This window comes from Shinella sp. (assembly GCF_049651085.1).
Taxonomy (GTDB): Bacteria; Pseudomonadota; Alphaproteobacteria; order Rhizobiales; family Rhizobiaceae; genus Shinella.
This window is the reverse complement of the sequence record NZ_JBASBL010000021.1, coordinates 80,860-97,066: the sequence shown is the minus strand read 5'-3', so window position 1 is coordinate 97,066 and position 16,207 is coordinate 80,860. Positions and strand designations below refer to the sequence as shown.

Genomic DNA, 16,207 nt, shown 5'->3' with positions numbered 1-16,207 from the left:
GGCCGGGGAAGTGATGCGGCATATGACGGAAGGCGTGAGCCTGCTTTCGGAAGGACAGGACAGCGGCGGGGCGATTGCCGATCGACGTGCGTCCTTTGCCTTGCCTGGCCTGCTGCTGGCCGGGGGGGCGCTTGGGGCGGCGATCATCTCGCTCTTCATCCTGCTCGGCCTGACGCCGATCAAGCCTGAAGCCAATGTCGTCATCGCTTCGGCGGCGATCAACGCGATCTTCATCGTCGGCTTGATGTTCCTGATCGGCCGGGAAATCCTGCGCCTGCTGCGCGCGCGCAGCCGCGGCCGCGCCGCAGCCCGGCTTCACGTGCGCATCGTCGCGCTGTTCTCCATCGTTGCGATCACGCCTGCCGTGCTCGTCGCCATCTTTGCCTCCATCACGCTCGATGTCGGCCTCGATCGCTGGTTCTCCATCCGCACCCAGTCCATCGTCAGTTCCTCGCTGAACGTGGCGCAGGCCTATGTGCTGGAAAATGCGAGCTATCTGCAGGGCCAGACCGCGTCGATGGCGAACGACCTCGACAGAAATCGCCAGCTCTACAGCCTCGACCGCACCGGTTTCGTCGAACTGATGACGCGCCAGGCGCGCGGACGCGGCATGCTCGGCGCCTTCCTGTTGCGTGCCGATGGCTCGACGATCCTGCAGGCCTCCATTCCGATTGAAAACCCGTTGCCGCCGGTCCCCGAAGATGCCCTCAAGGCATCCGCCGCGGGCCAGCCGACGCTGATCCCGCCGGGCACGACCAATCTCGTCGGCGCCATTATCAAGCTGGAAAACCTGCCGGGCGCGTTCCTCTACACGATCCGCACGGTCGATCCCGAAGTCATGCGCTCCATGCGCCTGATGGAGGAGAACACGGCCGAGTACCGCGCGCTGGAAGCCGGGCGAACGACGCTGCAGATCGCCTTCGGCGTCCTCTATCTCGGTTTCGCGCTGATCGTGCTTCTGGCCGCTATCTGGACCGCAATCGCGGTGGCCGACCGGATCGTTCGGCCGATCCGCCAGCTGATCGGTGCGGCCGACAGCGTGGCCTCGGGCAATCTCGATGTCAGCGTGCCCGTGCGCGTGGCCGATGGCGACGTCGGTAACCTTTCACGCACCTTCAACAAGATGATCGCCGAAATCCGCGCGCAGCAGGACCAGATTCTCGACGCGAAGGACGAGGTGGATCACCGTCGCCGTTTCATCGAGGCTGTCCTCTCCGGCGTGACGGCCGCCGTCATCGGCGTCGAGGGCGATGGCCGCGTGACGATTGCCAATCTTTCGGCGGAAATCCTGCTGGGCCGGGAGGTCAACGATCTCATCGGTCATCCGCTCGTCGAGGTGGCACCGGAAATTGCGGCCGTGCTTGCGGAAGGCTCTACCCGGCATCGCAACGACTACCGCAAGCAGATCAACATCATGCATGGCGGCAAGGAGCGGACGCTCAACGTGCAGGTGACGCGCGAGGAGGCGAAGGATGCGCAGGATTCCTACGTCATCACCATCGACGATATTACAGACCTCGTCATCGCACAGCGCTCGACCGCCTGGGCGGACGTGGCACGCCGTATCGCGCACGAAATCAAGAACCCGCTGACGCCGATCCAGCTGTCCGCCGAGCGCATTCGCCGCCGGTACGGCAAGCAGATTGACCCGGAGGACCGCGCGGTTTTCGACCAGTGTACGGATACGATCGTGCGCCAGGTGGAGGATATCGGCCGTATGGTCGACGAGTTCTCCGGCTTTGCGCGTATGCCTAAGCCCACGAAGGAGCGCACGGACCTGCGCGGTATCCTGAAGGATGCCGTCTTCCTGCGCGAAATGGGCAACAATCACGTCGCCTTCCGGAAAGATCTCGGCGAGGTGGCGCTGACCGGCCTTTTCGATGCACGCATGCTTGGTCAGGCTTTCGGCAATCTCATCAAGAATGCGGTCGAGGCGATCGAGGCACTGCCGCCCGACGCGTCGCGCGAGGAGCGCAAGGTTCTCGTCCGGGCGAAACCCGACGATGCCGGCCGGCGTTTCGTTGTCGATGTCATCGACAACGGCAAGGGCCTGCCGACCGAGAACCGGCATCGTATTCTCGAACCCTATATGACGATGCGCGACAAGGGCACGGGCCTGGGCCTCGCTATCGTCAAGAAGATCATCGAAGACCATGGCGGGCAGCTCGAACTGCACGATGCCCCTGCGGACTTCGACAACGGCCACGGTGCGATGATCCGCGTGATCCTGCCCTACGAGGAACCGGCGGCCGACGATGCGGACAATAAAAGCAAGGAAGTAAGCCATGGCGTCTGATATTCTCGTAGTTGACGACGAAGAGGACATTCGCGAGATCGTCTCCGGCATCCTTTCCGACGAGGGGCATGAGACGCGCACCGCCTTTGACAGCGACAGTGCACTTGCCGCCATCAGCGACCGTGTTCCGCGCCTCGTCTTCCTCGACATATGGATGCAGGGCAGCAAGCTGGACGGGCTGGCGCTTCTCGATGAGATCAAGAGCCGCCATCCGGACCTGCCGGTCGTGATGATTTCCGGCCACGGCAATATCGAGACCGCCGTGTCGGCAATCCGCCGTGGCGCCTACGATTTCATCGAGAAGCCTTTCAAGGCCGACCGCCTGATCCTCATCGCCGAACGGGCGCTGGAGAATTCCAAACTGCGCCGCGAGGTCACGGAGCTGAAGAAGCGCTCGGGCGATCCGGTGGAACTCATCGGCACTTCCGTCGCCGTCTCGCAACTGCGCCAGACGATCGAGAAGGTCTCGCCGACCAACAGCCGCATCATGATCCTCGGTCCCTCCGGCTCCGGCAAGGAACTGGTCGCGCGCATGATCCACCGCAAGTCCAGCCGGACGGGCGGGCCGTTCGTCGTCCTCAATGCGGCGGCGATTACGCCGGAACGCATGGAAGTCGCACTCTTCGGCACCGAGGGCACGCCCGGCCAGCCGCGCAAGACCGGCGTGCTGGAAGAGGCGCATGGCGGCATCCTCTATCTCGACGAGATCGGGGAGATGCCGCGCGAGACGCAGAACAAGATTCTCCGTGTGCTCGTAGACCAGCAGTTCGAGCGCGTCGGCGGCTCGAAGCGGGTAAAGGTGGATGTGCGCATCATCTCCTCCACCGCCTACAATCTCGAAAGCCTGATTGCTGAAGGCGGTTTTCGTGAAGACCTCTATCACCGCCTTGCGGTGGTGCCGGTGCGCGTGCCGCCGCTGGCGGAAAGGCGCGAGGATATTCCCTTCCTCGTCGACATGTTCATGCGGCAGGTCAGCGAACAGGCGGGTATTCGTGCGCGCAAGATCGGCGATGACGCGCTTGCCGTGCTTCAGGCGCACGACTGGCCGGGCAACATCCGCCAGCTGCGCAACAATATCGAGCGCCTGATGATTCTCGCCCGCAGCGACGGTCCCGATACGCCGATCACGGCCGACATGCTGCCGACGGAAGTGGGCGACATGCTGCCGAAGATTTCGACGCAGGGCGACCAGCACATCATGACGCTGCCGCTGCGCGAGGCGCGCGAAATGTTCGAGCGCGACTATCTTATCGCCCAGATCAACCGCTTCGGCGGCAACATTTCCCGCACGGCCGAATTCGTCGGCATGGAACGCTCCGCGCTCCATCGCAAACTGAAATCGCTTGGCGTATAAGGCGCTCTGAGACTCAAGGGGTTTTAGGGCATGAAGGTCATCATCTGCGGCGCCGGACGCGTCGGCTATGGTATCGCAGAGCGGCTCTCGGAAGAGGGCAACGACGTTTCCGTGATCGACAATCAGCCCTCGCTGATTGCCGCGATCACCGAAACTCTCGACGTCAAGGGCGTCGTTGGCCATGGCGCGCATCCGGAGGTGCTGGCGAAGGCCGGCGCCGACCAGGCGGACATGCTGATTGCCGTCACCCTGTTCGACGAGATCAACATGATCGCGTGCCAGGTCGCCCACTCGCTGTTCAACGTGCCGACCAAGATCGCGCGTATCCGCTCGCAGAACTATCTGGCGCCGGAATACTCCAATCTGTTCTCGGGCGAGGCGCTGCCGATCGACGTCACCATCTCGCCGGAGGTGGAGGTCGGCAAGATGGTGCTGCGGCGCATCTCCTTCCCCGGCGCGACCGATGTCGTGCGCTTTGCCGATGACCGCATCGTCATGGTCGCGATCGAGTGCATGGAGGATTGCCCGGTCGTCGAGACGCCGCTGAAGCAGCTCAGCGAACTTTTCCCGGACCTCAACGCCACGGTCACCGGCATTTTCTCCAACGGCAAGCTCTCCGTTCCGAATTCCTCCAGCCAGCTTCATTCCGGTGATCTGGCCTATGTCGTCTGCGACAGGGGGCATGTGCGGCGCACGCTCGCGCTGTTCGGCCATGAGGAGCAGGAAGCTGCCCGCATCGTCATCGCGGGCGGAGGCAATATCGGTTATTTCGTCGCCAGGGCGATCGAGGACTATCAGCCGAAGACCCGGCTCAAGATCATCGAGAGCGACCGCGAACGCGCGGTGGCGGTTGCCGACAAGCTGCGCCATACCGTCGTGCTGCATGGTTCAGCGCTCGACCAGAAGATGTTGCTGCAGGCCGATATCCAGGACGCCGATCTGATCGTCGCCCTGACCAACAACGACCAGATCAACATTCTCGGCAGCGCGATGGCCAAGCGCCTCGGCTGCAAGCAGAATCTCGTTCTGATCAACGATCCGGCCTATCAGGATTTCACCAAGACGCTCGGCATCGACGCCCATATCAATCCGCGCGCCGTCACGATCTCCGGCATCCTGCAGCACGTGCGCAAGGGGCGCATCCGCTCGGTCTACGCCGTGCAGAAGGGCTCTGCCGAGGTGGTCGAAGCCGATGCGCTGGAAACTTCGCCGATGGTCGGCAAGCCGCTGCGCGAGATCGAGTTGCCGCCCGGTATCCGCATCGGCGCGATCTATCGCGACAAGACGGTGATCCGGCCGGACGGCAACACCAAGATCAAGGCGAACGACCGCGTGGTGCTCTTTGCCGCGGCGGCTGCCGTGCGTCATGTCGAACAACTGTTCCGCGTCAGCATCCAGTATTTCTAGGAACCGCCATGCCTCGCTTTGCCTATGTCAACGGCCGCTATGTCCGCCATGCCGAGGCTGCGGTGTCCATCGAGGACCGCGGTTTCGTCTTCGCTGACGCGGTCTATGAGGTTTGCCAGGTACAGCGGGGTTTCATCGTCGACCTGACGCGCCACCTCGACCGTCTCGACCGTTCGCTCGGTGAAATTCGCATCACTGCGCCCATGCCGCGCGCGGCGCTGGTGGCAATCATGCGCGAGGTCCTGCGCCGCAACCGGGTCGTCAATGGCATGGTCTATGTCCAGGTGACACGCGGCGCTGCCAGACGCGACCACGTTTTCCCGTCGCCAGCAGTGCGCCCGTCTCTCGTCGTGACGGCAAAGTCGGTCAACCCAGCCGTGAACGAGGCGCGATACATTTCGGGAATCAACGCGATCACCGTTCCCGACAACCGATGGGAGCGGGTCGATATCAAGACCGTCGGTCTTCTGCCGAACGTGCTGGCCCGCCAGCAGGCGAGGGAGGCGGGTGCGCAGGAGGCGATCTTCGTCGATGCGGACGGCAATGTGACCGAGGGCGGCGCAACGAACCTGTGGATCGTTGACCGGGACGGAACGCTCGTCACCCGCCCCGCCGATCGCGCAATCCTGCGCGGCATCACGCGCACCACGCTGATGGACGTGGCGCAGAAGCTGGGACTGCCGGTCGAGGAACGCAGCTTTTCCGTCGCTGAAATGCTGGAATCGCGCGAAGTCTTCATAACCGGCGCAATGACGATCTGCCTGCCGGTGGTTGCCATCGACGGCCATACGATCGCCAATGGTCATCCGGGCATGACGGCGCAGAAACTCCGGGATGCCTTTTTCGCCGTTGCGGAGAAGACCGTGATTTGATACCAGAATCGACGGTCCCGGAATCCATTGCCGGGCACGGGGACGACTTATTATCATTCAACCGGTCTCAAGGGCCGGCAATCAGAAAGAAGCGGCGCCATGGCGGAACGTTCTCAGAACCTGCAGGATCTTTTTCTTAATACCGTTCGCAAGCAAAAGATTTCCCTGACGATCTTTCTCATCAACGGGGTCAAGCTGACCGGGGTTGTCACCTCCTTCGACAATTTCTGCGTGCTGCTCCGTCGCGACGGTCATTCGCAGCTCGTGTACAAGCACGCGATCTCGACCATCATGCCGGGCCAGCCGCTGCAGATGTTCGAGACCGAGGAAAGCGGCTCCTGACAGGACCCAAGAACATTAAAAAATCCGATACAAGCAAGGATTCCATCGTTCCGGAGGCTGAAAAGCACCGGGACGATATGCGCGCTGTCGTCATCGTTCCGGTGTTGAAGGCGCAGCGCGCGAAGTCCGATCCTGCCGCAGCGACGACCGGCCGCTCTGAAGAGGCACGTCTGGAAGAGGCCGTCGGCCTTGCACGCGCCATCGACCTGACGATCGTTCATTCGGCCATCGTGCCGGTCAGCCAGCCAAAACCCGGTACGCTACTCGGTACGGGTAAGATCGAGGAGATCAAGGCGGCGCTCGACGAGCACGATGCCGGCCTCGTCATTGTCGACCATCCGCTGACGCCGGTGCAGCAACGCAATCTCGAGAAGGAATGGAACGCCAAGGTCATCGACCGGACGGGCCTCATCCTCGAAATCTTCGGCCGCCGCGCTTCCACCAAGGAAGGCACGTTGCAGGTCGATCTTGCGCATCTCAACTACCAGAAGGGCCGTCTCGTCCGAAGCTGGACCCACCTTGAACGCCAGCGCGGTGGCGCGGGCTTCCTGGGGGGGCCGGGTGAAACGCAGATCGAAGCCGACCGGCGCCTCCTGCAGGACAGGATCGTCAAGCTGGAGCGCGAGCTGGAGCAGGTGCGCCGCACCCGCCAGCTCCATCGCTCCAAGCGCAAGAAGGTGCCGCATCCGATCGTCGCGCTCGTCGGTTATACCAATGCCGGCAAGTCGACGCTGTTCAACCGCATCACCGGAGCTGGGGTTCTGGCCGAAGACATGCTCTTCGCCACGCTCGACCCGACGTTGCGTCGCATGAAGCTGCCGCAGGGCCGCACCGTCATCCTCTCCGATACCGTTGGTTTCATTTCCAACCTGCCGACGCATCTGGTCGCCGCCTTCCGCGCGACGCTGGAGGAGGTGCTGGAAGCAGACCTCATCCTCCATGTGCGCGACATGTCCGACCCGGACAACGGCGCGCAATCGACGGATGTGCTGCGCATCCTCGCCGATCTCGGCATCGACGAGAAGGATGGAGCCGAGCGCATCCTCGAGGTCTGGAACAAGATCGACCGGCTGGAGCCGGAGCTGCGCGATGCGCTGGTTCAGAAGGCGCAAACCCAGCCGAACGCCATTGCCGTTTCCGCCATTTCAGGCGAGGGCATCGACCTGCTGCTCGGCGAGATCAACCGGCGGCTTTCCGGCGTGCTGGTCGACCGCGACGTCGTCGTGCCGGTCATGCAGCTGCAGCTTCTGCCGTGGATCTACGATCACTCGATCGTCGATATGCGCGAGGATCTCGAGGACGGCAATGTGCGCCTGGAGTTGCGGCTGACGGAAACGGAAGCCGCCGAGCTCGACCGCCGGCTTGGCGTCGGCCAGAAGCCGGCGCGCGAGGACTGGGAGCGATAACGCAACGTCAATTCTCTGACGTTGCGTTATCCAGACTGCGTTCGATCTTCTTCGCCGCCTGCCACAGCTCTTCCATGCGCTCCAGCGTCGCCGCCTCGAGGCTTTCGCCGTTGGCCGAAAGACTGTCCTCGATATGCGAGAAGCGGTTGCGGAACTTCGTGTTCGTGCCGCGCAGCGCCATTTCCGGGTCCGCACCGACATGGCGGCCGATATTCACCAGGGCGAAGATCAAGTCGCCGAGTTCGTCGGCGACAGCCCGTTTGTCGTCGTTTCTCAGGGCTTCGCGAAGTTCGCCGATCTCCTCTTCGATCTTGTCGAGGATCGGCGCGGGCTCCGACCAGTCGAAGCCGACCTTGGCGGCGCGCTCCTGAAGCTTCAGCGCTTCGACGAGAGCCGGGAAGGAGCGCTGCACGGAGCCGAGATGGCCGCGAAGCGGATCCTCCGGCAGGCCGCGGGCGGCCCGGCGTTCCTTGCGTTCACGCTTTTCCGCCTGCTTGATGTCGTCCCATTGCAGCTTGACCGCCGCGGGCGTGTCCGCGTCCGAACGCGCGAAGACATGCGGATGGCGGCGGATCATCTTATGCGTGACAGCCTCAACGACGTTGCCGAAATCGAATTCGCCGCGCTCCTCCGCGATCCGGGCGTGAAAGACCACCTGAAGCAGGAGGTCGCCCAGCTCCTCGCAAAGGTCGTCCATGTCGTTCCGTTCGATCGCATCGGCCACCTCGTAGGCCTCCTCGATCGTATAGGGCTTGATCGTCTCGAAGGTCTGGACCACATCCCAGGGGCAGCCGGTTTCCGGCGTTCGCAGGGCGGTCATGATTTCGATCAGGCGCTTGATGTCGCGGCTCGGCTGCATGGCGTTCTCAGTTCAGCGGAATGTTGTTGCCGGCCTTGAATGGCCGATTGTCCCCTTTTGGGGGTCTCTGCGGCATCCTTAGCGGCCGGTGCGGAGGGGAGGCAAGGGCGGCCGGTGACTTATGCTCAAAATGCAGGACGACAGAGCAAAACAATACCCCCCTCCTTGCCAGGGGGAATTTCTGTTTCTTTCGTTCGTGGCCGGTTTTCGCGATAGTGCGCACACCTCAACCGGACCAGGCCATGACTGAAGCACGAAACAAGCTTTCGACATTCCCGGCGTTCTTCCGCACCAGCGGCAGGACGGTGGTCGTTGTGGGCGAGGGCGATGAGGCGTTTGCCAAGGCCCGCCTGCTCTTCAACACGGATGCCCGGATCGTCGTCCTGGCCGAAAGGCCGCAGGCCGACTTCGCCTGCTTCATTGCCGATAACGGCCTCGTGCTGGTTCGCGCATCCTTCTCGAAGGGCGCCATCGCCGATGCAACGCTCGTTTTCGCCGCAACGGGCGATGGAGCGCTCGATCGTGCCATCTCCACGGCCTCCCGCGAACTCGGTATTCCCGTCAACGCCGTCGACCAGCCGGACTATTGCGACTTCCTCACGCCTGCCCTCGTCAACCGTGCGCCGGTTGCCGTCGCCATCGGGACGGAGGGCGCTGGCCCGGTGCTCGCGCAGATGATCCGCGCGCAGGTCGACCAGATGCTTTCCCCCTCGCTTGGTCGGCTGGCAAGCCTTGCCAGTGGCTACCGCGAGGCAGTCGACCGCGTCCTGCCGCGTGGCGTGACGCGCCGCGTCTTCTGGCGTCGGTTCTTCCAGGGCGCGGTCGCCGATGCCGTCAACAACGGCGATATCGATCTGGCCCGCCGTGCCGCCAACACGTTGCTCAATTCGCAGGGCAAGGCCGCCGGCCATGTCTGGCTCGTCGGCGCGGGCCCCGGCGCTGAAGACCTGCTGACGCTGCGCGCCCAGCGCGTCATGATGGAAGCCGATGTCATCGTCTTCGATGCCCTCGTGCCGCAGGCGATCGTCGATATGGGGCGCCGCGACGCCGAACGTCTTTCCGTCGGCAAGCGCAAGGGCTGCCATTCCAAGTCGCAGGAGGAGATCAACGATCTCCTGGTCGAACTCGGCAAGGCGGGAAAGCGCGTCGTGCGTCTGAAGTCCGGCGATCCGCTCGTCTATGGCCGCGCCGGCGAGGAAATGGCCGCGCTCCGGCAGGCGGGTGTGACCTATGAGATCGTGCCCGGCATCACATCCGCCTTCGCCGCCGCCGCCGATTTCGAACTGCCGCTGACGCTGCGCGGGGTTGCCTCCTCGCTCGTCTTCACGACGGGTCACGACCTGACCGGCGCCGTCCTGCCGGATTGGGCGCGGCTCGCGATTTCCGGCGCGACAATCGCGGTCTACATGGGCCGCTCCGTGGCCGCCTCGGTCGCCGCGCGCCTCATGGATGCGGGCCTGCCGGCCGAGACGACGGTCGCCGTCGTGGAAAATGCCAGCCGCCGCGAAAAGCGGCTGCTGCATGGCACGCTCAAGGACCTGCCCGGCCTCGAACATCGCGACGAACTCGCCGGGCCGGTCATGGTGATCATCGGCGATGCCGTCGCCGGCGCCAATTTTGAACATTCCGTACCGCTCGCCGCCCGTGAGCCGTTGCGCCACACGATAGCACTGGGAGCATGACATGGCCGACAAGGTTCTGACAGCCAACCGCCTTAGCGATGGCATCTCCGTCTGGCTGGATGCCGCCGGCAACTGGAACGAACAGCTCCAGGCCGCGTTCGTCGCGCGCCACAAGGAAGCCGTCGACGCACTGGAAGCGACCGGCAGGCAAGCTTTCGCCGACAACAAGGTCGTCGACGTCAATGTCGTCGATGTCGAGGAGGTCGACGGCGTGCTGCGGCCGCTGCGCATGCGCGAGCGTATTCGCGCCGAAGGTCCCACCATTGCCTATGCTGCCGGTTATGCCGGCTTGATTGCGACGGCCGCAGCGGCCGCCTGAGGACAATTGCATGTACCGTTACGACGAATTCGACCACGCCTTTGTTTCCGGCCGTGTGGAGCAGTTCCGCGATCAGGTCAGCCGCCGCCTGTCGGGCGAACTGACGGAGGATGCCTTCAAGCCGCTTCGCCTGATGAACGGCGTCTACCTGCAGCTTCACGCCTATATGCTGCGCGTCGCCATTCCCTATGGCACGCTGAATGCCCGCCAGATGCGCATGCTCGCCCATGTCGCCCGCAAGTATGACCGCGGCTACGGCCATTTCACCACGCGCCAGAACATCCAGTACAACTGGCCGAAGCTCTCCGAGCTGCCGGATGCTCTGGCAGAACTTGCGACGGTCGAAATGCATGCGCTCCAGACGTCGGGCAACTGCATTCGCAACGTGACGGCGGATCATTTCGCCGGCGCTGCCGCCGACGAGGTCGCCGATCCGCGGCCCTATGCGGAAATCCTGCGCCAGTGGTCTTCCGTCCATCCGGAATTCTCTTTCCTGCCGCGCAAGTTCAAGATCGCCGTTACAGGCGCCGAGCGTGATCGCGCAGCCATCCAGGTGCATGATATCGGCCTGCACCTGAAGCGGAACGAGCAGGGCGAGATCGGCTTTGCCGTCTATGTCGGCGGCGGGCAGGGCCGCACGCCGTTGATTGCCAAGAAGATCCGCGACTTCCTGCCGAAGGAGGATCTCCTGTCCTACACCACGGCGATCGTGCGCGTGTACAACCTGCACGGCCGTCGCGACAACAAGTACAAGGCGCGCATCAAGATCCTCGTGCATGAAATGGGCGCGGAGGAACTGTCGCGGCAGGTCGAGGTCGAATTCGCCAGCCTCAGGGACACCGAACTGAAGCTGCCGGAAGCGGACGTCGCCGCGATCTCCGCCTATTTTGCGCCGCCGGAACTCAGCCCGCGCGCCGAAGGCTGGGCCAGCCTTGCGCAGTGGAAGAAGGCGGATGCGGACTTTGCCCGCTGGGTGCACCAGAACGTGCAGCCGCACAAGCATCCCGACTACGGCATGGTGACGATCTCGCTCAAGCCCATCGGCGGCATTCCGGGCGATGCGACCGACGGGCAGATGGAAGCGGTCGCCGACATTGCGGAGGAATACGCCTTCGACGAAATCCGCGTCAGCCACGAGCAGAACCTGATCTTGCCGCATGTGGCGCTGGCAGATCTCGAGCCTGTCTATCGCGGCCTTGCCGCGGCCGGGCTTGCGACCGCCAATGCCGGGCTTATCACGGATATCATCGCCTGTCCGGGGCTGGACTATTGCGCGCTGGCGAACGCCCGCTCGATCCCGGTGGCGCAGGAGATTTCCACCCGCTTCGGCGCGCCCGAGCGTCAGGCCGAAATCGGCGAACTGAAGATCAAGATTTCCGGCTGCATCAATGCCTGCGGCCATCATCATGTCGGCCATATCGGCCTGCTGGGCGTCGAGAAGAAGGGCGAGGAGCTCTACCAGATCACGCTCGGCGGCTCGGGCGACGAGAACACGTCGATTGGCGAGATCATCGGCCGCGGCTTCGAGCCGGACAAGGTGACGGATGCCATCGAGGTCATCGTCGATACCTATCTCGGCCTGCGCCTCGATCCTTCCGAAATCTTCCTTGCCGCGTATCGGCGCGTCGGGCCGCAGCCCTTCAAGGAAGCGCTCTACGGCGACAAGACGGCGGCGGCAGCCTGAGGGGATGGTCATGACGAAAATCTGGAACGAAACCGGCTTCGTGACCGACGATCCATGGATCATCGAGACGGAGGAAACAAAAGCAGGCTCGAACGAGAAGGCGCTGCTCGGCCTTGAGGAGTTTCTGGCGACGGTTGCCGGGACGGACGCGACGGGCCTCGGCGTGCTGATCAACCCGGCCGATGACGTGCGCCAGCTGGAGGGCCATCTCGACCGGCTGGCGCTGGTCGCTGTCGTCTTTCCGGCCTTCAACGACGGCCGGGCCTTCAGCCATGCCTCGCTGCTGCGCGCGCGCCTCGGCTTTGCCGGTGAGGTGAGGGCGGTCGGTGACGTGCTGATCGACCAGATCCCGCTGATGCTGCGCTGTGGCATCGACAGTTTTGCGGTCAGCAATGCGACGGCGCTGAAGCGCCTTGCCGAAAACCGCCTGCCGGGCATCGCCAACCACTACCAGCCGACGGCCCGCCCCGCGCAGGATGTGGGCTCCTATAGCTGGCGCCGGCGGGCCTGAATTCAGCCCCCGACCGGTGAATTGCCGCAATCCCGTGGTAGCCTTGAGCAAGATCAAGGACGGGTGCGGCGCATTGCGCGAAAAGGAAATGCCCGGCAGACTATTGCGCGGCCAATCGGCGCATTGGAAAGGAATACCTTCCTTTGCCGGTCAACATGTAATATCTGCCTATCGTCAAATTTTTTCCGACGCAGCCAGGATCGATCCAGAAATGAACGCACCTGCCAAGACCGAAGACTTTGTGGCAACCGTACCGGCCGGCGTTTTCGCCGAGACGGTGACGAGCGTGCAGCATTATACGGATCACCTGTTCCGTTTCCGCATGACGCGCCCGGAAAGCTTCCGTTTCCGCTCCGGCGAATTCGCCATGATCGGCCTGATGGTCGGCGACAAGCCGATCTACCGCGCCTATTCGATCGCCAGCCCGTCTTGGGACGAGGAACTGGAATTCTTCTCGATCAAGGTGCCGGACGGTCCGCTGACTTCGCATCTCCAGCAGATCAAGCCGGGCGACACCGTGCTCATGCGCAAGAAGCCGACCGGCACGCTCGTTCTCGATGCGCTGACACCCGGAAAGCGGCTTTACATGTTCTCGACCGGCACCGGCATTGCGCCCTTCGCCAGCCTCATCCGCGATCCGGAGACCTACGAGAAATTCGATGAAGTCATCCTGACGCATACCTGCCGGGAAGTCGCCGAACTGAAATACGGCTTCGACCTCGTCGAGGAAATCCGCAACCACGAATTCCTGGCGGAAGTCGTCGGCAACAAGCTGCGCCACTATGCGACGGTCACCCGCGAGGACTACCCGTTCCAGGGCCGCATCACCGATCTCATTTCCAACGGAAAGATGTTCGCCGATCTCGGCGTGCCGCATTTCGACCCGGCGGTCGACCGTGGCATGATCTGCGGCTCCGCCGCGATGCTGAAGGAGACCAAGGCGCTGCTGGAGCAGGCCGGCCTTACCGAGGGCGCGAACAGCAAGCCAGCCGAATTCGTCATCGAGCGCGCTTTCGTCGACTGAGGCGGAGCGCAGTCAAGCGAGCAAACGGGCGGCTTTCGGGCCGCCTTTTTCGTTTCGTCATTCAGTCGGACAGATAGTTGAGAAGATCGGTCATCGCTTCGGCCGCCGCCGGGCCGTCAGCATTGCGAATGCCGCGGATGACCTTCACATGCAGCTCGACCGAGCGATCCATGTGCCGGTTGTCGGCGCGGGCGAACCAGAGACGGCGCGCATGGGTCTGCAGCGGGGCGAGGGCGGTAGTCAGGAAACGGTTCGGGCAGGCTTCCTCCATGATCTCGTCAAAGGCCTTGTCGGCGGCGAGAAACCCCTCCATGTCGGAATGAATCGAGCACACGGTCATCGTCTGCGCGCAGGCGACGAGTTGCTCCCGATGTCTTTCACCGGCATGGCGCGCGACCAGATCGGCCGCCAGTGGCTCCAGTTGCCGGCGCGTCGCCATGACTTCGGCATGATCTTGCGGGCGGATCGCCGTGATCTGCAGACCGGCGCGTGGGCGCACGGCGATCAATCCCTGCCATTCGAGCTTCTGGATCGCCTCGCGCACCGGCGTCCGGCCATGGCCGGCCAGTTCGATGAGCTGGCGCTCCGTGACGAGCGATCCGGGTTTCAGCTTGAGTGTGACGATCAGGCCTTCGAGGGCGAGATAGGCGAGGTGGGCTTGCGACGCCGCAGTTTCCGTCATTCCATCGATCCGGTTGATATATCACATGGTGACATGTCGCAAAATGCATGGCAAGCGGACTGATATATCAGAGTCGGGCGCCACTGCGGATTTGCGGGATTGTGGGAGTGAAAGGGCGAAAAGTCCTGTGAATTTCGCGGTTGAGGGAAGCTGTCGACGGCTGCAAACAGTGCTCCGAGGGCAGGCAGCAAGGCGCGAATCGAAGGTTGCAACTCGCTCCATGATGGCGGATATGTTGCGCTCGATGCGGGTTGCGACCAGCTTTCCATGCGCTTCGTTCTATTGTCATATTAGCGATTTGCACCGTTTTTGATGCCTCGCGCGGTTGGGCCTGAATAAAGCCGCGGGCGCGTCCGTCGATAGGAGTATTGCGGTTGACGAATGTCATGGGCCTTGCCAGCATGCCCGCCAATTCGGACCGTCCAGTTGCATTTGTGGGGGCATAGGTTGACTGCAGGTTCCATCATCGCGACAGGTTTGATCGTCTTTGCCGGCCTGCTGGCCGTGCCGGCCGTCAGCCATACCAATATGGGAACGACGTTTTCCCTGATGGCCTCGTCCATGGCCTTCGTCGCCATGGGGATCGCGCAGTTCATGGCCACGCGTCCGCCTGTCATCGAAAAGCTCTTCGGCGGGCTCGACCGCATCTACCACTTCCACCGCAAGATCGGCATTGCGGTGCTCTGTCTTATCCTGGTGCATTACTTCATTGCACCCGATTTCCAGGGCCTTTCGCTGACGGGCGATCTCAACAAGCTCGCCAAGGTGGCCGGTGAATGGGCATTCTACGGTTTCGTGTTCCTGCTGATCTTCAGCCTCGTGAAGGTCATCCCGAAGACGCGCTTCCAGGTGCCCTATCAGTACTGGCGCATCACGCATCGCTTTATCGGCCTGCTTTTCGTGGTCATTGCATTCCACCAGATGTTCATCAAGCGCCCCTATGACGGCACGGCGCTGCTGGCGACCTATCTCAACCTTTTCGCGCTGCTCGGCATTGCCAGCTATGCCTATACGCAGCTGCTGCCATGGTTGCGCACGCGAAAATACGAGGTGGCGGATGTCGAGCGCCACGACGGCGCGACGATCATCACGGCCAAGCCGGCGGGCCGCAAGCTTCGGGCGCTGCCCGGGCAGTTCGGCTTCTTCCGGGTCGACAAGTCGGGCCTGCGTGAGCCGCATCCCTTTACCATCGCCGGCATCGAGGATGACGGCACCGTGCGCTTCGCAATCAAGCCGCTCGGCGACTACACGAAAGCGCTGCGCGAAGCGGTGGCGGTCGGCGACGGGCTGACGCTCGAGGGCGGCTACGGTCATTTCAATCACAAGCGCGGCGGCAAGAAGCAGATCTGGCTTGCCGGCGGCATCGGCGTCACGCCGTTCCTTGCCATGGCGAGCCGGCTGAAGGGTGACGAGGGGCAGGACATCCACATGGTCTACTGCGTAAGGGACGGGGCCGAGGCGATCGGCCTCGACACGTTCCGCATGCAGGCGGAGAAGCTCGAGAATTTCAGCTTCGTGCTGCACAACTCGGCGACCGATGGGCGCTTCGACGCCACGAAGCTTGTTTCAAGCACCAGCATGAACCCCGCGGAGGCCGATTTGTGGTTCTGCGGCCCGCCGCCGCTGCGGCTGGCCATCGAAAAGGGATTGAAGGAGCTTGGCAAGGCGCCGCGCCGTGTCGAGTTCGAGCGCTTCGAGTTTCGTTAAAGCGGTGCCAGCGATGGCGCCAAGCGGTTTTACGTCCGCAATCGTGTGAGAAATATTGAATT

14 protein-coding genes are annotated in these 16,207 nt (G+C 63.1%); 12 read left to right on the top strand and 2 right to left on the bottom strand.

Annotation, left to right across the window (positions count from 1 at the left end; genetic code table 11):
• Positions 1-22: 22 nt before the first annotated feature.
• The 6 genes from WA950_RS13005 to hflX all read left to right on the top strand — a co-directional run bounded on the left by WA950_RS13005 (position 23) and on the right by hflX (position 7,677).
• Positions 23-2,296, top strand: coding sequence for an ATP-binding protein (locus WA950_RS13005; protein WP_424552129.1), 2,274 nt, complete (start codon positions 23-25; stop codon positions 2,294-2,296).
• On the top strand, positions 2,286-3,650 hold the full coding sequence (locus WA950_RS13000; protein WP_424552128.1) for a sigma-54-dependent transcriptional regulator: 1,365 nt from the start codon (positions 2,286-2,288) through the stop codon (positions 3,648-3,650). The genes WA950_RS13005 and WA950_RS13000 overlap by 11 nt, the downstream gene beginning before the upstream one ends.
• 30 nt (positions 3,651-3,680) lie before the next feature.
• Positions 3,681-5,057, top strand: coding sequence for a Trk system potassium transporter TrkA (trkA, locus tag WA950_RS12995; protein ID WP_424552127.1), 1,377 nt, complete (start codon positions 3,681-3,683; stop codon positions 5,055-5,057).
• 8 nt (positions 5,058-5,065) lie between these two features.
• Complete coding sequence (locus WA950_RS12990) at positions 5,066-5,929, top strand: D-amino-acid transaminase (RefSeq protein WP_424552126.1); 864 nt, start codon at positions 5,066-5,068, stop codon at positions 5,927-5,929.
• A 99-nt stretch (positions 5,930-6,028) separates the two neighbouring features.
• Positions 6,029-6,271: an RNA chaperone Hfq gene (hfq, locus tag WA950_RS12985; RefSeq protein ID WP_023514954.1), complete on the top strand. Its 243-nt coding sequence runs from the start codon at positions 6,029-6,031 to the stop codon at positions 6,269-6,271.
• A 77-nt stretch (positions 6,272-6,348) separates the two neighbouring features.
• Positions 6,349-7,677, top strand: a complete 1,329-nt coding sequence (hflX, locus tag WA950_RS12980; protein ID WP_424552125.1) for a GTPase HflX — start codon at positions 6,349-6,351, stop codon at positions 7,675-7,677.
• 7 nt (positions 7,678-7,684) lie between these two features.
• Here the strand turns inward: hflX and mazG are convergent, their stop codons facing one another.
• The gene (mazG, locus tag WA950_RS12975; RefSeq protein ID WP_424552124.1) at positions 7,685-8,536 is read right to left on the bottom strand and encodes a nucleoside triphosphate pyrophosphohydrolase; all 852 of its coding nucleotides are present in this window, start codon (positions 8,534-8,536) and stop codon (positions 7,685-7,687) included.
• A 242-nt stretch (positions 8,537-8,778) separates the two neighbouring features.
• On the opposite strand from mazG, the gene cysG reads away from it, so the two are divergent.
• From cysG to WA950_RS12950, 5 genes are all read left to right on the top strand, one after another.
• The gene (gene cysG, locus WA950_RS12970) at positions 8,779-10,218 is read left to right on the top strand and encodes a siroheme synthase CysG (protein WP_424552123.1); all 1,440 of its coding nucleotides are present in this window, start codon (positions 8,779-8,781) and stop codon (positions 10,216-10,218) included.
• A gap of 1 nt (position 10,219) precedes the next feature.
• Positions 10,220-10,537, top strand: coding sequence for a DUF2849 domain-containing protein (locus tag WA950_RS12965; RefSeq protein WP_424552122.1), 318 nt, complete (start codon positions 10,220-10,222; stop codon positions 10,535-10,537).
• A gap of 10 nt (positions 10,538-10,547) precedes the next feature.
• Positions 10,548-12,221 carry a nitrite/sulfite reductase gene (locus tag WA950_RS12960; protein WP_424552121.1) on the top strand — a complete coding sequence of 558 codons (1,674 nt, stop codon included), beginning with the start codon at positions 10,548-10,550 and terminating at the stop codon, positions 12,219-12,221.
• A 10-nt stretch (positions 12,222-12,231) separates the two neighbouring features.
• A complete protein-coding gene (locus WA950_RS12955; protein ID WP_424552120.1) occupies positions 12,232-12,732 on the top strand; it encodes a DUF934 domain-containing protein in 501 nt (166 codons plus the stop codon).
• Between the two features lie 211 nt (positions 12,733-12,943).
• Positions 12,944-13,756 (top strand): ferredoxin--NADP reductase, encoded by an 813-nt coding sequence (locus tag WA950_RS12950; protein ID WP_424552119.1) that lies wholly within the window; start codon positions 12,944-12,946, stop codon positions 13,754-13,756.
• Between the two features lie 61 nt (positions 13,757-13,817).
• Here the strand turns inward: WA950_RS12950 and WA950_RS12945 are convergent, their stop codons facing one another.
• Positions 13,818-14,438 carry a GntR family transcriptional regulator gene (locus tag WA950_RS12945; RefSeq protein WP_424552118.1) on the bottom strand — a complete coding sequence of 207 codons (621 nt, stop codon included), beginning with the start codon at positions 14,436-14,438 and terminating at the stop codon, positions 13,818-13,820.
• Positions 14,439-14,885: 447 nt separating this feature from the next.
• Between WA950_RS12945 and WA950_RS12940 the strand changes: the two genes are divergently transcribed.
• Positions 14,886-16,145: a ferredoxin reductase family protein gene (locus WA950_RS12940; protein ID WP_424552117.1), complete on the top strand. Its 1,260-nt coding sequence runs from the start codon at positions 14,886-14,888 to the stop codon at positions 16,143-16,145.
• Positions 16,146-16,207 lie beyond the last annotated feature (62 nt).

Bases quoted from the DNA above. Each gene is read 5' to 3' on its own strand.
- WA950_RS13005 (WP_424552129.1), top strand. From the start codon at position 23: ATGACGGAAGGCGTGAGCCTGCTTTCGGAAGGACAGGACAGCGGCGGG.
- WA950_RS13000 (WP_424552128.1), top strand. From the start codon at position 2,286: ATGGCGTCTGATATTCTCGTAGTTGACGACGAAGAGGACATTCGCGAG.
- trkA (WP_424552127.1), top strand. From the start codon at position 3,681: ATGAAGGTCATCATCTGCGGCGCCGGACGCGTCGGCTATGGTATCGCA.
- WA950_RS12990 (WP_424552126.1), top strand. From the start codon at position 5,066: ATGCCTCGCTTTGCCTATGTCAACGGCCGCTATGTCCGCCATGCCGAG.
- hfq (WP_023514954.1), top strand. From the start codon at position 6,029: ATGGCGGAACGTTCTCAGAACCTGCAGGATCTTTTTCTTAATACCGTT.
- hflX (WP_424552125.1), top strand. From the start codon at position 6,349: ATGCGCGCTGTCGTCATCGTTCCGGTGTTGAAGGCGCAGCGCGCGAAG.
- mazG (WP_424552124.1), bottom strand. From the start codon at position 8,536: ATGCAGCCGAGCCGCGACATCAAGCGCCTGATCGAAATCATGACCGCC.
- cysG (WP_424552123.1), top strand. From the start codon at position 8,779: ATGACTGAAGCACGAAACAAGCTTTCGACATTCCCGGCGTTCTTCCGC.
- WA950_RS12965 (WP_424552122.1), top strand. From the start codon at position 10,220: ATGGCCGACAAGGTTCTGACAGCCAACCGCCTTAGCGATGGCATCTCC.
- WA950_RS12960 (WP_424552121.1), top strand. From the start codon at position 10,548: ATGTACCGTTACGACGAATTCGACCACGCCTTTGTTTCCGGCCGTGTG.
- WA950_RS12955 (WP_424552120.1), top strand. From the start codon at position 12,232: ATGACGAAAATCTGGAACGAAACCGGCTTCGTGACCGACGATCCATGG.
- WA950_RS12950 (WP_424552119.1), top strand. From the start codon at position 12,944: ATGAACGCACCTGCCAAGACCGAAGACTTTGTGGCAACCGTACCGGCC.
- WA950_RS12945 (WP_424552118.1), bottom strand. From the start codon at position 14,438: ATGACGGAAACTGCGGCGTCGCAAGCCCACCTCGCCTATCTCGCCCTC.